Source organism: Streptomyces sp. SID13666 (assembly GCF_010548325.1).
In the GTDB taxonomy this organism is placed as follows: Bacteria; Actinomycetota; Actinomycetes; order Streptomycetales; family Streptomycetaceae; genus Actinacidiphila; species Actinacidiphila fildesensis.
The window spans coordinates 334,845-351,735 of record NZ_JAAGLX010000002.1 but is presented as its reverse complement, the minus strand read 5'-3'; the positions used below and the strand labels follow the sequence as shown (position 1 = coordinate 351,735).

The following is a 16,891-nucleotide window of genomic DNA, read 5'->3' as shown; positions in this document are numbered from 1 at the left end:
CGCTCAGCGGGAGCCGGGCGACGGCAGCAGCAGGTAGGTTCCGCCGGTGCCGTCGACGTGCACGACATGTGCGCCGACCCGGACGACCTGCACCGGTCCTGCCCGCCAGGCGCCGCACGGGCCGCCGCCGTCCGGGAGAGGTCCCCAGATCTCCCGGAAGGTGCTGCCGTCGGGGTTGGTGCCGGTCTCGGTCAGGTTCTCGCCGTCCGGCCTGAGCGTGCCGGTGTCGTCGCCGGCCTCGCCCACGTCATGGTGGAAGCGGACCTGCTCACCGTCGTACGAGGTACGGCCGGCGAAACCGCGGCTGTCCGCGTAGTACGCGCCGGCCTGCACCCACACCACATGGTGGTCCTCGCGCAGCGGTCCGCCGTCGCGGCTGATTCCGGCGCGCAGCCACGCACCGCGGCTGGGAACGTTCATGCCGCCCAGCCTGCCCGACGCGGTACCACCCCGTCGGTCATGCGAGGAGCTTGCCGGCACGCACGTACGCCCACTGCAGCAGACCCGCGGTGACGGCCGCGCTCACACACACCGTGAGGAGGAGATGCTCAGCCGTCGGTGTGTGCAGGGCGAGCACAAAGGGAACGATCAGCGCGGCGATCGCCACCAGCGGTCCCGACAGGTACCAGGCCAGGAAGAGCACCGGGCCGACGCTGCCGGTCGGACTCTGCGCGGGCGACAGCAGCAGATGCTGCTTGGACACACCCCGGCAGGCGTTCACCAGGCCGGCGGCGACGAACGCCGGCACCACGGCCGGCGCCAGCGCGACGCGCACCCCGCCGCCGAGCAGCACCACGCAGACCCCCGCGACCAGGGCGAACACCAGCCCCAGGACCACGGGCACGATGGTGTGCCGCAGCATGAGGCCGCCGTACGGGTACGGGGACCACGAACCGCGCCGGGTGTCGTCGGTCTCCAGCCGGGCCGGTTCCAGAAGCTGTGCGACGGCCCAGTAGCCGAAGACCAGTGCGGCGGCCGTGGCAGCGACGCCCCCGGCGTGCCGTGAGTCGGCGGCCACGACCGCGCTCAGGACCGCGAGCACGGACAGCAGAACGGAACGCCCGATCCGGCCGGGGGCGTGGATCAGCGCGAGCGCGTCGCGCCACGGCACGGCCAGGACCGCGTGGCGCGGCGCGGGCAGCTGCAGCCGCGCGGGGCGCGGCGTCCCGGAGGCGCCCGCGGCGACCTGGCGGGCGGTGCGCAGTTCCACCGTCTGCAAAGCGGCCAGCACAACGGTCGTGGTGCGGGACCGCTGCCGCACGGTGGCCAGCGGCAGCGAACCCGCCGCCCGCCGCGCCAGCTCGATCGCCGCCGCCGTGACGGCCAGCGCCAGCAGCGCCGCGACCGGACCGCCCGGCACGGCTGCCGGGGTCGGCGACAGGGCGGCGATACCGCTCCAGCCCCACGGCCCCGACCACAGCTCGATCCGTTCCAGCCAGGTCACCCGGTGACCCGCTGCCGCCAGCCCGCTCTGGATGGCGAGGGCCAGTACGAGGAGACCCGCGTACGGGGTCGCGGTCCGCACCCGCCGGGCGAAGGACTCATGGGCCTCGACGGCCACGGCTAGCGCGGTGGCGAGCAGCGGTACGCACACGCCGCCGACCGCGCACCAGGCGAAGGCGGCCGCGAGCCCGGTCTTGACCGTCAGTCCCAGCGTCACCATGCCGATCACGGAGGCCAGCAGTCCCACGGACAGTGAGACCGCGCAGGAGAGCCAGAACCACGGCAGCAGGATGCGGGCGATACGCACCGGCTGGGTCAGCAGCCAGTCCGCGCTGTCACGCGGCGGCACCACCGGCCCCCGCCACAGCGCGTCGCGCGCGGCGACCAGTAGCGCGCCGAGTGCCAGCGCGCAGACCCCCGACGGGACGGCGGCGAGGATCGCCGCGCCGTGCACGGTGTAGTCCGCGCCCATGGAGCTCTTGATGAACAGGCTGAAGCCGGGGAGCACACCCCACACGACCAGGATCAGCAGGACGCAGTAGACCGCGAAGCCGACCTGGCCGGCCCGCTTGCGGCGGTGCGGGGAGCGCAGATTGCGCAACAGCAGCAGCGCCTCGGCGGTCCAGTCGTCCTCCTCCTCGTCCCAGGAGGCGTCCCGCTCGTCGTCGAGGCCGCCGTCGGCTCCGTCGTTTCCGGCCTGTTCCCCGGTGTGCCGCGTCGTCATACTCACCGGGCCGCGCCCGCGACGCCGGTCTGCCACGTGGTGTCGGCCGCGTCGTCGGAAAGCACCTCATCGGGTGTGCCGTCGGCGACCAGCTTGCCCTCGCGCAGCACCAGCACCCGGTCGGCGACCGCGCGCGCCAGCTCGGCGTGGTGGGTGACCAGCAGGACGCCCACCCCGTCGGCCGCCTCCGCGGCGATCAGGTCGGCCAGCCGCCGCCGCGCGTCGGGGTCGAGCCGCTGCTCGGGCTCGTCCAGCAGCAGCAGATCCCGCGGCCGCACGAGCGCGGACGCCAGCAGCAGCGACTGCAGCTGCCCGGAGGAGAGGCCCGAGGGCAGCGACCTGGCGTGCTCGCTCAGCAGCCGGTCGGCGAGTACGTGATCGATCCACGCGTCCGCCCCCTCCACCCCGTGCGCGACGGCGACGAGCTGCAGGTGCTGGCGCACGGTGAGGTCCGGGTAGCACGCCACGGTGTCCCCGACCACCGCCACCCGGGCCCGCACTCGGGCGTCGTTCTCCGTCATGGGGCGGCCGTCGAAGGTGACCTTGCCCTTGGTGGGCTTGTCCCGCCCGGCGGCGATCCGCAGCAGTGTGGACTTCCCCGACCCGTTGTGGCCGAGCAGCGCGACGCACTGGCCGCCGTCCAGCGAGAGGTCCACCGGATGCAGCACCGTGCGCTTTCCGTAGGAGCGGCTCACGCCGGTGAGTTGCAGTAGCGGTGCGCCCATCGGCCGTGCTCCTCAGAACGTGTCCTTCACCTTGCTGAGGCGAACGGTATCCGAACACGAAGGTGTCTCCCGCAGCGACGGGGGCGCTGCGGGAGACACCCGTCCGGTTGCCGGGCGTACACCAAGGGGGTGTCAGTCCTCCCGATGGTGCGTCCGGCTCGGGAGCAGGAAGGCTGACGCGAAGGCCGCGGTCAGCAGCCCGGCCGCGATCCAGAAGGTCACCTGCATGGCCCCGTCGAATCCTCCGGTGCCCCCGTGGGTGAGGCAGCTCAGGAAGACCGTGCCCAGCGCTGCCACCCCGATACTGTTGCCCACCTGCTGGAAGGCGTTCAGCAGTCCGGAGGCCGAGCCGGTCTCCTTGATGGCCACGCTCCCGATGGCGATGTTGTAGTAGGGCGTCAGTACGCCGCCCATACCCAGTCCGATCACCAGCAGCGCCGGCAGCAGCTGCCACGCTGTCACCGTTTGATCGCTGGAGTGGATGTTGGCGACGACGACGGTCAGGGCCACCGCCCCGACGGCCAGAGCCCCCAGCCCCGCCTGCAGGGTCGCCCGGTCACCCCACCGGCGCACCAGCACCGCTCCGGCGAGGGCCGCACCGATGGCCGAGCCGAGTGTCCAGGGCATCATCACCAGCCCGGCGTCCAGGGCCGAGAACCCGTGGCCGAGCTGCAGCTGAACGATGAGCGCGAACATCATGCCGCTCAGCGCCACGTAGTACAGCATGCCCAGCAGCAGCGCGACGACGAACCGCATGTTGTTGAACAGCCCGAGCTCCACGAGCGGGGTGCGCCCTGCCGCGGCACGGCGCCGCTGGTGCATCCCGAAGACGACGAGCACGGGTAGCGCGGCGGCCATGCTGATGAAGCACCAGGCGGGCCAGCCCTTGTCGCGTCCCTGCATCAGGGGGTAGGCGAGCAGGAGCATCGCCGCCGCCGCCAGCGCCGTACCCACTCCGTCCAGCCGGCGCGATCGGCCTCGGTCGGTGGGGCCGGTGCCGGGGATGAGTTTGATCCCGCCGATGACCGCGGCGAGACCGATCGGTGCGTTGACGAAGAACACCGCGCGCCAGCCCAGGCCGAACAGGTCGCCACTGGCCAGAGCGCCGCCCAGGATGGGTCCGATGATCGCCGCCATACCCACGACCGGGCCCATCATGCCGATCGCCTTCGGGAGTTCACGCCCCGGGAACAGCTCCCGCAGGATGCCGAGGCCCTGCGGGACCATGATGGCGACGAAGAACCCCTGCAGGCTGCGCATCCCGATGAGCATGTCGGTGTTCACGGAGAGTCCGGCGACCACCGACGCGACGGTGAAGCCGGCGGTGCCGACCAGGAACACCCGCTTGAGGCCGAAGATGTCGCCCATCCGCCCCCCGGTGATCAGCATCGTGGCGAAGGCGAGGGTGTAGCCGGCGGTCATCCACTGGAGATCGGAGTAGCTGCCGTGCAGTCCGGTGCGGATCGTCGGGCCGGCGGTGCTGACCATCATGGAGTCGAGCAGGTCCATGCAGTGGGTGGCCAGGACCGCGGCCAGCGCGTACCAGCGCAGGCGGTGCCTTGCCGGGACGGCGGTGGTGGTGGCCTCCGCGACGACAGCCATGAGGGATCCCTTCGAAGAACTGCGCAGGCAACTGCGAGCAGGGTTCCCCGAAGCGCTCCAGCATCGCTTGAGACTCCCGGACCGCCGAAGCGATCAGGCCCGGATGCGCTCCGGGCCGGACGTCAGTGGGCGGCGAAGTCCTGGGTCCACCAAGGGCCGCCGGAACCAAGGTGGGCGCCCACTCCGATGTGCGTGAACTGGCAGTTGAGGATGTTGTCCCGGTGTGCGGCATCGCTCATCCAGTCGGCGACCGCACGGGAGGCGGTCGACGGGCCGCGGTCGATGTTCTCGCCCCATCTGCTCCACGTGTAGCCCGCGGCGGTGATCCTCGCGTCCGGGCCCACCCCCTCCGGGGTGTCGTGCTCGTAGTAGCCACGGGCGGCCATGTCGTCGGAGTGTGCCTGCGCCGCCGCATGCAGCTTCGCGTCCGCGCGCACCGGGCGGCAGCCGTGCAGCGCCCGCTGCGCGTTGACCAGCTCGGTGACCTGCTGTTCGAGGGTGGGCCGGGGACGGGCGGGCGGCGCCGCGGGCTTGGTGGTCGGAGCGGGCGTCGCGGTCGGCGTCGGGGATAGGGGGGCGGGCGCGGTGGTCACGGGTGCGGTGGCCGCCAGGGAGGGCGCGGCAGCCGGCGCGGGGGACGCCTGACCGGGTCCCCACCGCAGCGCGGCCACCACCGCTGTGCCCGTCACCAGCAGCACGCCGGCGACGACGGCCGGCGTACGGGGCCGCCGGGAGCGCGGCGGTTTTCCGCGCGAGCCCGAGCCGCGTGAGCCTCCCGAGCCGCCACCGGAGCGGTGCGAACCGCCGGAGCCGTGCGCACTGGCGGGACCATGGGCACCGCTTGAACCACCCGAGCCGTGTGCTGCGGTCGGTGAGCCGGCCGGGGAGCCGAGGCCGGGGGAATGGAGGACGGGCACCAGGCTGAGCCGGGCGAGCAGCCCCTCGGCCGGCACCAGGTCGGCGGCGCGCCCGGAGCAGTCCGGGCAGTCACGGGCGTGCCGGGCGATGCGCTTGCGCCACAGCGCGGACGGTATCTGGTCCCAGGGCGCGACGAGGTAGCCCAGCTCGGGGCAGCGCGGTACGGCGGCCAGCGCCCGCACCACGAGCCGGCCTGTCTCCAACTGCTCCTTCATCCGCTGGACGCGCACCGCCGCGTGCCGTGCCGGGACCCCGAGCCCGGCGGCCAGCTCCTCGCGGGTGATGACGTCGGCCGCCTCCAGCCACCACAGCGACAGCAGCTCCCGGTCGTCGGCGTCGAGCCAGCGGGTGGCCTCGGCCACCTCCCGGCGCTGCCCGGACAGGCCGAGCCGCCAGATCGTCAGGTCGGTGAAGTCGGCCGTCGGGTCGGCGATCTCCCGCGCCTGGTCGAGCCCGTCGGCGCGGGGCGTACCGCTCGCCGACCGCAGCCGGCGGACCTGGTTCATCGCGATGGCGACGAGCCAGGAACGGAAGGCCGCCGGATCGCGGAGGTCGGGCAGGGCGCTCAGGACGCGCAGCATCGTCTCCTGCACGACGTCGTCGACGTCGGCATGCCCGTCCAGCGCCCGGCCCACGATGTTGTAGACCAGCGGCAGATACGCCGCGACCAGCTCCTCGCGGGCCCCTTCGTCCCCGGCCCTGGCGGCCGCCACCAGCGCGGCCCCGCTGTCCCGCTCCACGTCCGACCGCTCCCGTCCACCGTCTCGTGCCGTGTTGCCCCGCACCGTCCGTGACCTCAGGAGGCCGCGCCGAAGTCCTGGGTCCACCAGGGACCGTTCGCACTCATGTTGATGCCGACGCCGATCTCTTTGAAGGCGCAGTTGAGGATGTTGTCACGGTGTCCGGGGCTCTTCATCCAGCCGTCCATCGCGGTTTGGGCGTCCTTGGGGCTCTTGTAGATGTTTTCGCCCCATGTGCTCCAGCGGTAGCCGGCGGCCGTCATCCGCGCGCCCGGCCCGACGCCCTCAGGGGTGTCGTGCTCGTAGTAGTTGCGGGCGGCCATGTCATCGGAGTGCGCCTGGGCCGCGGCCTGGAGCTTCGCGTTGACGGTGACGGGTTTGCAGCCCTGCCGGGCGCGTTCGGTGTTGACCATGTCCACGACCTGCTGCGCGTACCGGGCGGTGGTTCCGCCGCCGGACAGCGTGCCCGAGGAGGGTGCCTTACGGGAGCCGACGCCCGTGCCGGTCCCCCCGGTGCCGGTGCCCGTTCCGGTGGTGTGCGGCACGGTGGTGGCCGGGTGGGTGCCCGGCCGCTGCGCGGAGGGGGTCGCCGTGGCGGAGGCGCTGTGGGAAGGGGTGGCGGGGGCCGCGGATCCCGTGGCCGCCGAGGCGCCGCCCGGGGTGCCGGCCGGATCGGGGGCGTCCGTGACCGGCGCGGGTCCGGCGGCCGCACGCGTCTCGTCGGTCCGGTCCGTCGTCGACTGGACCACGGTGTACCCGCCGCCCGCGACGGCTATGAGCGCGGCGGCGCCACCGACGGCCGCCGCCCACCGCGAGCGGCGCCCCCGGTGCTGCCCGCTCCGCCCGCTGTGCCGCCCGGCGCTGCGGCCCCGCCCGGCGGCCGAATGCGTGCCCCGGCCGTCCGGGCGCTGCTGGTACGGGGCGCTGCTCGCGCCCGGTTCCGGGGTGGACGTCGGGGGCTGGGTCTCACGGTTCACGCGGCTTCACTTTCCGGTGCGGGGTCTGCTGGGTGCGGGTGCACACACAGGAGATCCGGCGGGCGGAGGCCGATAACAGAAATCCGTGGACGAGTTCCGGCAGGCCGTCAGGCGGGGGTGTGGCTCCGCGCCCAGAGCATTGGCGGCGGCATGCGGTGGAAGACACCGGAGCAGGGCGCGGCCACCTCTGTGCTGGTCGCGACCTCGCCGCTGCTCGACGGCATCGGCCGCCGGTACTTCGAGGACTGCAACGAAGCCGCGCCGAACGAGCCGGGCAGCCGCAGCGGGGTCGCCCCCTACGCCCTCGACCCCGAAGCGGCCGAGCGGTTGGTGTCCGTGGGGACGCCGGCCTCGTAACCGGACGCTCCGTCCTCCGGACCACGGGGCCGGCCCGGGGACCTGAGGCGTCCGGTGCCCGCGCCGGCTCCGGGCGGCGTGCCGGGATCCTCCCGCGGCCACGGAGCCACCGGATTGCCCACCCACCGGGACCCCGCCGGTACGCCCTCGCCGCGCATGACGAGCGAGGAGGCGCCGACGCAGGCCCCGGCGCCGAGCACCGAGCCGGGCAGCACGATGGAGTGCGGGCCGAGCGTGGCGCCCGCCCCGACGTGGACCGCGTCGAGACGCATCAGCCGGTCGTGGAACAGATGCGTCTGCAGGACGCACCCGCGGTTGACGCTGACGCCGTCGTCCAGCCGCACCAGATCCGCCTCGGGCAGCCAGTGGCTCTCGCACCACACCCCACGGCCGATGCGCGCACCCAGGCTGCGCAGCCAGATGTTCAGGAACGGTGTGCCCGTCAGGGTCGTGCCGATCCAGGGCATGGCCAGCTCTTCCACGAAGTTGTCGTACAGCTCGTTGCGCCAGACGAAGGACGACCACAACGGGTGCTCGCCCGTGCGGAAGCGGCCCACCAGCATCCACTTGGCCGCGGTCGTGAGGAGCAGCGCGACGATGCCGGCGCCCACGCTCACCAGACCGGAGACGGCCGCGCCGACCAGCAGCCCGTACGTGGTGAAGACGGCCTGCAGCACCGCGAGGGACCCGGCGCCCAGCAGCGCGGAGCACAGCATCGGGACGACACGGCACAGTTCCACCGCCGAGCGGGCCAGCACCAGCCGGCGGGGCGGGTCGTAGGTACGCCCGGGATCGGCGTGGTCCGGGACGCGGGGCAGCGGGAAGCCCGGCCGTCCGGTCCAGGACGAGCCCGGCTCCGCGTGCTCGGGGGCGTCGGACAGCACTCCGATGAGGGCGTGGTCGGGCAGCTCCCGTCCCGGGCCGACGATGCCGGAGTTCCCGACGAAGGCCCGGCGGCCGACCCGTGCGGCGCCGAGCCGCAACCAGCCGCCACGGAGCTCGAACGGGGCGACGAGCGAGTCGTCGGCCAGGAACGCGCCGTCGTCGGCGCGCAGCAGTCCGGGCAGCGCGAGCACGGTGGACGCCTCGACCCGGCGGCCCACCCGGGCGCCGAGCAGCCGCAGCCAGACCGGGGTGAACAGGCTGGCGTAGAACGGGAAGAGCGAGCCGCGCGCCGTGGTCATCAGACCCGACACGATCCAGGTGCAGAAGGCGACACCGCCGTGCGCGCGGTGATGACCGGGCTTCACCGGGATGCCGAACAGCCGGACGAGGACGACGATCAGCCCCGCGTACGCCACGACGCCCACCACCATGAGCAGCGGGGTCAGCCCCAGCAGCCGCACCAGGACCCCGGTGAGCGTCCCCTCGCCGCGGACCGCCTGGTACGTCATCCACAGCGCGGGCGCCGCCGCGATCAGCGGCAGCAGGTTGAAGACCGGCAGGGCGAGCGCGTAGGCGAGGTCCCAGCGGCGTGCACGGTGGTGGTCGGGGAGCGGCCAGCCGTCGCCGGCCTGCGGTGTGCCGGTGACGGGGCGGGCGGGGGAGCCGTGCCACTGCCGGTGGTCCGGGACGTCGCCGAGGACGCAGCTGCCGGGCGCGATGTCGGCGCCGTCGCCGATCCTGGCACCGGGCATCAGGGTGCTCCGGGTGCCGACGCGGGCACCGGCCCCGATCTCGACGGCGCCCAGGTGCAGGACATCGCCGTCCAGCCACCACCCGGCCACGTCGGCCTCCGGTTCGACGGCGCATCCGTCGCCGAACCGGGCCATGCCCGTCACCGGCGGCGCGGTGTGCAGATCGACGTTCCGCCCGACCCGGCAGCCCAGCGCGCGGGCGTAGTGCCGGGCCCAGGGTGTGCCGAGCAGCGAGGCGATGTTGAACATGGCCACCGTCCGCTCCGCCGCCCACAGCCGCAGATGGACCCGGCCGCCGCGCGGATAGGAACCCGGTCGCATCCCGGCGGTGAGCAGCCGGGCCGCCGCCGAGCCGATGGCGACCCGGCCGGCGGCGCTCGACAGCACCATCCAGCCGCCCAGGATCAGCCACCAGGAGGTGTGCGGCGCCCAGGGCAGCGGCCCGATCAGGTTGTCGACCGTCGCGAGGCCGAGCATCCACCGCAGTCCGCCGAGCGTGTACAGCACGGACAGCACCAGCAGTTGAACGGCTCCGGCGCGGCGCGGCGTCGGCCGGACCTGCCGTTCCTCGCGCGGGCCGCCGCCGAGTTCGTCGAGGTGGGCGGCGAGGTCGCGCAGCCGGGGGCGGCCGTAGACCTCCGCCACCGAGACCCCGGGGTACCGCTCCCGCAGGACCGAGACGAGTCGCGCGGCGGCCAGGCTGGTGCCGCCGAGCGCGAAGAAGTCGCTGTCACCGGTGACGGGCAGGCCGAGCGCCTCCCGCCACTTCCCGGCGAGCCAGGCCGCCGTCTCCCCGAGCGTGGCGCCGTCGCCCGACGGGTCCGCTCCGGTACCGGCGGTCGTCGGCAGCGGCCAGGGCAGGGCGTCGCGGTCGACCTTTCCCGAGGTGCGGGTCGGCAGTTCGTCCACCACGGCCAGGGCGGGGACCAGCGTCGCCGGAAGCCGTTCGAGCAGCAGGGCGCGCGCCGCAGCCGAGTCGAACCGCGGCGGGTCCTGCTGGGCGGTCGCGTCTCCGCCGTCCTGTCCCTTCTCCCCGTCCGGTGGGTCCAGGACGAGGTAGCCGACCAGTACCTGGCCGCCCGCCGCCGTGTTCCGCACGGCCGCCGCGGCGGAGCGCACCCCGGACAGCGCCCGCAACGCCGCGTCGATCTCACCGAGTTCGACCCGGCGGCCGGCCAGCTTCACCTGCTCGTCGGCGCGCCCGACGAAGACCAGGCCCTCGGGTTCCGCCACCACCAGGTCACCGCTGCGATAGACGCGCGGGCCGCGCAGCCCCGGGTGCGGACGGAACTTCTCGGCGTCCTTGGCGGGGTCGAGGTACCGGGCGGCGCCGACCCCGCCGATCAGCAGTTCTCCCGTCTCGTGCCAGGCGACGGGCTTGCCCTCACTGTTGACGACGGCGATCTCCCAGCCGTCCAGCGGTGTGCCGATCCGGACCGGCTGCCCCGGCGTCAGCAGCGAGGCGCACGCGACAACGGTGGTCTCCGTCGGCCCGTAGGTGTTCCACAGCTCGCGGCCCGGCGCTGCCAGCCGGTCGACGAGTCCGGCCGGGCACGCCTCACCGCCGAGGATCAGCAGCCGCACCCGGGCCAGCGACTCCACGGGCCACAGCGCCACCAGCGTCGGCACCGTGGAGGCGACGGTGACGCCCCGTTCGACCAGCCAGGGCCCCAGGTCGACGCCGGCCCGCACCAGCGACCGGGGGGCCGGTACGAGGCACGCCCCGTGCCGCCAGGCCAGCCACATCTCCTCGCACGAGGCGTCGAACGCGACGGACAGCCCCGCCAGCACCCGGTCGCCCGGGCCCAGCGGCGCGTCCGTGAGGAAGATCCGCGCCTCGGCGTCGACGAACGCGGCGGCCGAACGGTGGCTGACCGCCACTCCCTTGGGACGGCCGGTGGTGCCGGAGGTGAAGATGATCCAGGCGTCGTCGTCGGGTCCCGGGCGGCCCGGCCGGCCACCGGGCCGCTGCGCGGGGCGCGGCACGATCTCGCATCCTGCGCCGATCACCGCGCACACCGCGGCGTCGGCCCAGATCAGCTCCGCGCGCTCGTCCGGATCGTCGGCGTCCACCGGTACGTAGGCCGCTCCGGTGCGCAGCACCGCCAGGATCGCGAGGTACAACTCCGCCGTGCCCGACGGGACGCGCACCCCGACCCGGTCGCCCCTGCCGATGCCCGCGGCCGCCAGCCGGTCGGCCAGTTCCGTGACCCGGGCCGTCAGGGCGCGGTAGTCGAGCAGCCCGGAACCCCCATCGGCCCGCGAGCCCGTGCTGGTGTCCAGAGCGGGCGCGTCGGGATGCGCCCGGGCCGACGCCTCCAGCACATCGAGCAGAGTTCTGGCCGGTGCCGCCCCGGCCACCGGCCACACCGCCCCGGCCGCGAGTCCTGGGGCGCCGCCACCGAAGCCGCCGGTGCCGGTTCTGGCTGGGACTTCGCCACGTTGTTCTGGTGCTTTCACTTACCTTGCTCTCGCAGTGTGGCTCAGATATCGGTGCGCGGCGCCCGGTTCCGCCGCCGCGGGAGTCGGGGCCCGCACGGCCCCGCGAGACCGTGAGACGACACTGGTGGTGGATGCACGTTCCCGCGGTGTCCCACGCAGGGGAACGCCTTGTATGCACCCAAATGATGTCATTCACTGATGTGATGGGGCGGTCGGCCGGCTGCTGCGGCCGACGTGCCGCGGCCGGGGGCCGGGGGAGTTCGGCCGCCGGCCCGGGCCGGCCCAGGAGCCCGTCACGTCCGCGGACGTGACCTCCGGTACAGCACGGTGCCGCCGATCAGCAGGGCAGCGCCCGCCGGTACGGTGAAGCCCAGGGAGTCCGTGCCCGTGTGCGCGAGCGACTCGCCGGCCTCGGCCTGGACGAGCGGGGCCTGATGACCCGCCGGTACCGGCACGGTCAGCCGCGGAGGCGCGGGGAGGGTGCGGACGGGAGGCGTGTCGGGCCGGTTTGAAGAGACGTTTCCGCTCGACGGGTTCCCGATACCCACGACGCTGACCGCGTTCCCCGTGATGTTCACCGGCAGATCGATCGGCAGCTGCAGGCCGTTGCCCGACAGGAGCCCCGGCGAGCCCTTCGTCGCGCCGTGCGCGGCCGAGTCGCCGGTGGTCGTGGACCGGGCGCCTCCGGTGCCCTGGCCGGCGGCCGGACCCGCGGCAGGACCGCCACCGTGCGAGACGTCGGCACATCCGTTGCCGGACGACGGGTTGAGCAGGCCGACCACACTGACCGTGTTCCCGCACAGGTTGACCGGAACGTGCACCGGGATCTGCACCGAGTTGCCCGACAGCACCCCGGGAGATCCCACCGAGTCACCACCGGCGCCCGCGTCGGCGTGCGCGTATCCGGCACTGGCCAGTGCTCCGCCGGCGACCATGGCGGTGAGCAGTCCCTTTCTGGCGACCTGTTTCATAGGTTTCCTGCCTTCCGGAATTCCACGCGGACCGAACGTCCGCACCCGTCACAACGCACCGGAGGCATTCGGGTTATGGCTCATATGTATTTCACTCCCTTCGAGTGGTCGTGTACGGCCCGGCCCAAGTGGCCTGGGGTTCCCTCCTCGCGCGCGGCGGACCACCCGGCCCGGAGCGGCGAACCGCACGTCCTTTAGCATGTCGGAGCATGACGTTCACCCACCGCCCGAGCGGCGTTCCCGAGAGGCCCGTCCTCGACGGGCTGGAAGAGAAGTGGTCTCAACGGTGGGACACGTCAGGCGTATACGTATTTGACCGCTCCAGGACGCGCGAGCAGGTGTTCTCCATCGACACCCCGCCGCCCACCGTCAGCGGTTCGCTGCACGTCGGCCATGTCTTCTCGTACACGCACACCGACGCGATCGCGCGGTACCAGCGCATGTGCGGCAAGGAGGTCTTCTACCCGATGGGGTGGGACGACAACGGCCTGCCGACCGAGCGGCGCGTGCAGAACTACTTCGGTGTCCGGTGCGACCCGGCGCTGCCCTACGACCCGGAGTTCACCCCGCCCGAGAACCCGGGGAAGCAGCAGCTCCCCGTCTCCCGGCGCAACTTCATCGAACTGTGCGAGCGGCTGACCGTCGAGGACGAGAAGGCGTTCGAGGACCTGTGGCGCCGGCTCGGCCTGTCGGTGGACTGGACGCGGACGTACCAGACGATCAACGACGAGGCCCGTGCCACCTCGCAGCTCGCTTTCCTCAACTGCCTCGCCCGCGGCGAGGCGTACATGGCCGAGGCACCGACGCTGTGGGACGTCACCTTCCGCACCGCCGTCGCCCAGGCCGAACTGGAGGACCGCGAGCGGCCGGCCGCTTACCACCGGCTGGTGTTCCACGGCGCCGACGGCCGCCGCGTCCTGATCGACACCACCCGCCCCGAACTGCTCCCCGCCTGCGTCGCGCTCGTCGCCCACCCCGACGACGCCCGCTACCAGGACCTGTTCGGCACGACGGTCCGCACCCCGCTCTTCGATGTCGCCGTGCCCGTGCTGGCGCACCAGCTGGCCGACCCGGAGAAGGGCTCGGGCATCGCCATGGTGTGCACCTTCGGCGACACCACCGACGTCACCTGGTGGCGCGAACTCCGGCTCGACACCCGCCCGGTGATCGGCTGGGACGGCCGCTTCACCGCGGATCCGCCCCCGGGCGTCGACTCCGAAGCGGCGCGCGCCGCCTACGGCCGGCTGGCCGGAGCCACCGCGCACACCGCCCGCGAGCGCGTCGTGGAGATGCTGCGGGCCGGCGGCGAGATGGAGGGCGACCCGCGGCCGGTCACCCACACGGTGAAGTTCTTCGAGAAGGGCGACAAGCCACTCGAGATCGTCACCACCCGCCAGTGGTACCTGCGCAACGGCGGGCGCGACGTCCCGCTGCGTGAGGAACTGCTCCGGCGTGGCACCGAACTGCGCTGGCACCCCGAACACATGCGGGTGCGCTACGAGAACTGGGTGAGCGGACTCAACGGTGACTGGCTCGTCAGCCGCCAGCGGTTCTTCGGCGTGCCGATCCCGGTCTGGTATCCGCTGGACCAGGAGGGCAACCCGGAGTACGACCGGCCGATCGCCCCGGACCCGGCGGCGCTGCCGGTCGACCCCAGCGCCGAGGCGCCCGCGGGATACACCGAGCAACAGCGCGGCGCGCCCGGCGGCTTCACCGGCGACCCCGACATCATGGACACCTGGGCCACCTCGTCGCTCACCCCGCAGATCGCCGGCCGGTGGCTGAAGGACCCGGATCTGTTCGAGCGGGTCTTCCCCATGGACCTCCGCCCGCAGGCCCACGAGATCATCCGTACCTGGCTGTTCTCCACCGTCGTCCGCTCGCACGCCGAGCACGGCGTACTGCCCTGGAAGCACGCCACGATCTCCGGGTGGATCCTCGATCCGGACCGCAAGAAGATGTCGAAGTCCAAGGGCAACGTGGTCACCCCCGCCGACCTCCTCGTCCAGCACGGTTCCGACGCCGTCCGCTACTGGGCCGCCAGCGGCCGTCCCGGCACCGACACGGCCTTCGACACCGGCCAGATGAAGATCGGCCGCCGGCTCGCGGTGAAGATCCTCAACGCCAGCAAGTTCGTCCGCGGCTTCGGCGAGGTGCCCGACGGGACCCCCGTCACCGAACCCCTGGACCGCGCGATGCTCGCCGAACTCGCCGCGGCGGTCGAGGAGGTCACCGCCGCGTTCGAGGACTTCAACTACGCGCGCGCCCTGGAGCGAACGGAGCACTTCTTCTGGCGCTTCTGCGACGACTACGTCGAACTGGTCAAGGACCGTGCCTACGGCGCCGAGGGCAGTGCCAACGGATCATGGGACATCGACGGGACGCACTCGGCCCGCGCGGCCCTGACCACTGCCCTCGACACGCTGCTGCGGCTCTTCGCCCCCGTGCTGCCGTTCGTCACGGAGGAAGTGTGGTCCTGGCACGCCGAGGGCTCGGTCCACCGTGCGGCCTGGCCCGCGGCGGCGGAGATCCGCGCCCTGGCCGCCGACGGGGACGGAGAGCTGCTGGCGACGGCGGCCGAGGTCATCGCGGCGGTCCGCAAGGCCAAGTCGGAGGCGAAGGTGTCCATGCGCGCCGAGGTGAAGGAGGCCGTGGTCTCCGGTCCGCGTGAGGTGCTCGACCGCTACGCCCTCGTCGACGCCGATGTGCGTGCCGCCGGCCGGATCGGCGCCGTGGAACAGCGGGAGGACGCCGGACCCTTGGCGGTGCGCGTCAGTCTGTGACCGGCCGGACGGCCAGTCCGTGACCGACCGGACGGACCGAAGCGGCTGCCCCGGGCCCATGAACCGGGGCAGCCGCGGCTGCGGGGCGCGATCACACGCCGGGGGGAGCGGTCAGTTGTGGTCGGCCCGGCGGCGGCGCAGCATCACGACGCCGCCGGCCGCGACGCCGAGGAGGGCGATGCCGCCCGCGATCCGGCCGGTGTTCATCCCGCCGACCGAACCGCCCAGACCGGTCCTGGCACCCTTGCTCGCCGTGCCGACCTCGAACCGGTAGGTGCTGGTGGCGCCACCGGGACACGCGACGTCGATCGAGTACGTGCCGGCCTTGATGGCGGACCTGATCGTCGTGGTGCCGGTGTAGATGCGCGCCGAGCCGGTGGAGAGCTCGACCTTGCCGGTGAAGGCCTCCGACGTGGCCGAGGCCGAGGAGGCGGTGCAGCCGCCGCTGACGGAGATGACGACGGTGGAGCCGGGCATGGCCGGGCTCGGGGTGACGCTCAGCGAGGGCTGGTCCGCGGCGTACGCGGCACTGGCACCGGCTCCGATCGCGACGGAGGCGAGGGCGGTGGCAGCCAGGACCGTGGCTATGCGACGCATGGTGCGAACTCCGTTCACCGACACGGGGAGCGCACGATGTGCACGCAGTCGACTCCATGCCTGAGATCCATCCAAAGGGGATATGTGTCGGCCCGCGCATCCTCGCCGGGGCCCGAGCGTCCCTCGGACGGCGGCACCCGACGTCGTGCTGGGCAGCGATCCGGCAGGTCACAGCATCATGGGCGGGAGGGACGGCCGCTGCCCGGCGCACCGCCGAACGAGTGGGAGCGCCACGGCCGGGGCGCCACTCGGCGACCGGAGGGGCGACCGGGCGGGTTCGGACCGGGGTGGGACCGGGGCGGGATCGGTCGCCGCGACACAGGCCGCACCTGCACAAAATGTGCCGACCGGCAGGGCGTTCGGCGAAATTCACCCACAGGACTGAACCGCCAGCTGCCTGCACGTTTCTGCTTTTCCCACGGTCCCTAGAGTTCAGGGATGTCGCCCGGGACCCCGGTGGTAGTCCGTATGGCTGAGTGCTTCCGTCGATCCGGAAGCTGTTGGACAGGGGACCGCGCATGGATGAGGACACCCAGCCCGCCACCGCGGGCCAGACCTCCCTCCGGTCGGACTCCGCGCTGTCGCGGCGCCGGCTCGTCCACACCTACGAGCGGGGCGAGTTCACCGTGGTGGAGTTACGCGGGGAGATCGACCTGTCCACGATCGAGGAGGTCGGCGCGGGCGTGTCCGCCGTGACGGAGTCGCCGGGCGCCCTGGTGGTCGTGGACCTGCGGCCTGCCCAGTTCTTCGACTGCGCCGTCCTGACGCTGCTGGTCCGCACCCACCGCCGGCTTCTGGAGCACGACGGCTGGATGGGGCTGGTCTGCACCCACCCCTGGCATCTGCGGATCCTGCGGCTGGCCGGCCTCACGATGGACCTGCGCCCCGTCGCGACGGTGGAGGCCGCCTGCGCCCGCGCACCGCGCAAGCGCCCGGACTGACGCAGGCGCCCGCAGTGACGCCGGCGGTACGGCG

At 73.2% G+C, this 16,891-nt stretch carries 11 protein-coding genes and 1 pseudogene; 3 read left to right on the top strand and 9 right to left on the bottom strand.

All coding sequences use genetic code 11. The features are described 5' to 3' along the window. Positions 1-3 precede the first annotated feature (3 nt). The 6 genes from G3I60_RS06440 to G3I60_RS46715 form a co-directional block, all read right to left on the bottom strand. The gene (locus tag G3I60_RS06440) at positions 4-420 is read right to left on the bottom strand and encodes a hypothetical protein (protein ID WP_164298868.1); all 417 of its coding nucleotides are present in this window, start codon (positions 418-420) and stop codon (positions 4-6) included. A gap of 37 nt (positions 421-457) precedes the next feature. Continuing rightward, positions 458-2,167, bottom strand: coding sequence for a hypothetical protein (locus G3I60_RS06435; protein WP_164606820.1), 1,710 nt, complete (start codon positions 2,165-2,167; stop codon positions 458-460). Between the two features lie 2 nt (positions 2,168-2,169). Beyond that, positions 2,170-2,892 carry an ATP-binding cassette domain-containing protein gene (locus G3I60_RS06430; RefSeq protein ID WP_138359313.1) on the bottom strand — a complete coding sequence of 241 codons (723 nt, stop codon included), beginning with the start codon at positions 2,890-2,892 and terminating at the stop codon, positions 2,170-2,172. A 132-nt stretch (positions 2,893-3,024) separates the two neighbouring features. Next, the gene (locus tag G3I60_RS06425; RefSeq protein ID WP_164606776.1) at positions 3,025-4,494 is read right to left on the bottom strand and encodes an MFS transporter; all 1,470 of its coding nucleotides are present in this window, start codon (positions 4,492-4,494) and stop codon (positions 3,025-3,027) included. 122 nt (positions 4,495-4,616) lie between these two features. Then, positions 4,617-6,152 carry a sigma-70 family RNA polymerase sigma factor gene (locus tag G3I60_RS06420; RefSeq protein WP_164298870.1) on the bottom strand — a complete coding sequence of 512 codons (1,536 nt, stop codon included), beginning with the start codon at positions 6,150-6,152 and terminating at the stop codon, positions 4,617-4,619. Between the two features lie 56 nt (positions 6,153-6,208). Beyond that, positions 6,209-7,129 (bottom strand): CAP domain-containing protein, encoded by a 921-nt coding sequence (locus tag G3I60_RS46715; protein WP_343241923.1) that lies wholly within the window; start codon positions 7,127-7,129, stop codon positions 6,209-6,211. Positions 7,130-7,285: 156 nt separating this feature from the next. Here G3I60_RS46715 and G3I60_RS06410 point away from each other — a divergent pair. Beyond that, positions 7,286-7,486: pseudogene (locus tag G3I60_RS06410) on the top strand (oxidoreductase); the annotation flags it as partial. On the opposite strand, the gene G3I60_RS06405 reads toward G3I60_RS06410, so the two are convergent. Together G3I60_RS06405 and G3I60_RS06400 are read right to left on the bottom strand one after the other, a co-directional pair. Then, positions 7,426-11,484, bottom strand: a complete 4,059-nt coding sequence (locus G3I60_RS06405; protein WP_343241926.1) for a Pls/PosA family non-ribosomal peptide synthetase — start codon at positions 11,482-11,484, stop codon at positions 7,426-7,428. The pseudogene G3I60_RS06410 and the gene G3I60_RS06405 overlap by 61 nt on opposite strands. A gap of 374 nt (positions 11,485-11,858) precedes the next feature. After that, a complete protein-coding gene (locus G3I60_RS06400; RefSeq protein ID WP_138355614.1) occupies positions 11,859-12,536 on the bottom strand; it encodes a chaplin in 678 nt (225 codons plus the stop codon). A gap of 209 nt (positions 12,537-12,745) precedes the next feature. On the opposite strand from G3I60_RS06400, the gene valS reads away from it, so the two are divergent. Next, positions 12,746-15,319, top strand: coding sequence for a valine--tRNA ligase (valS, locus tag G3I60_RS06395; protein WP_164606774.1), 2,574 nt, complete (start codon positions 12,746-12,748; stop codon positions 15,317-15,319). 111 nt (positions 15,320-15,430) lie between these two features. Here the strand turns inward: valS and G3I60_RS06390 are convergent, their stop codons facing one another. Further along, a complete protein-coding gene (locus tag G3I60_RS06390; protein WP_164293947.1) occupies positions 15,431-15,916 on the bottom strand; it encodes a hypothetical protein in 486 nt (161 codons plus the stop codon). Positions 15,917-16,434: 518 nt separating this feature from the next. Between G3I60_RS06390 and G3I60_RS06385 the strand changes: the two genes are divergently transcribed. Continuing rightward, positions 16,435-16,857 carry an STAS domain-containing protein gene (locus tag G3I60_RS06385; protein WP_164293946.1) on the top strand — a complete coding sequence of 141 codons (423 nt, stop codon included), beginning with the start codon at positions 16,435-16,437 and terminating at the stop codon, positions 16,855-16,857. Positions 16,858-16,891: the final 34 nt, after the last annotated feature.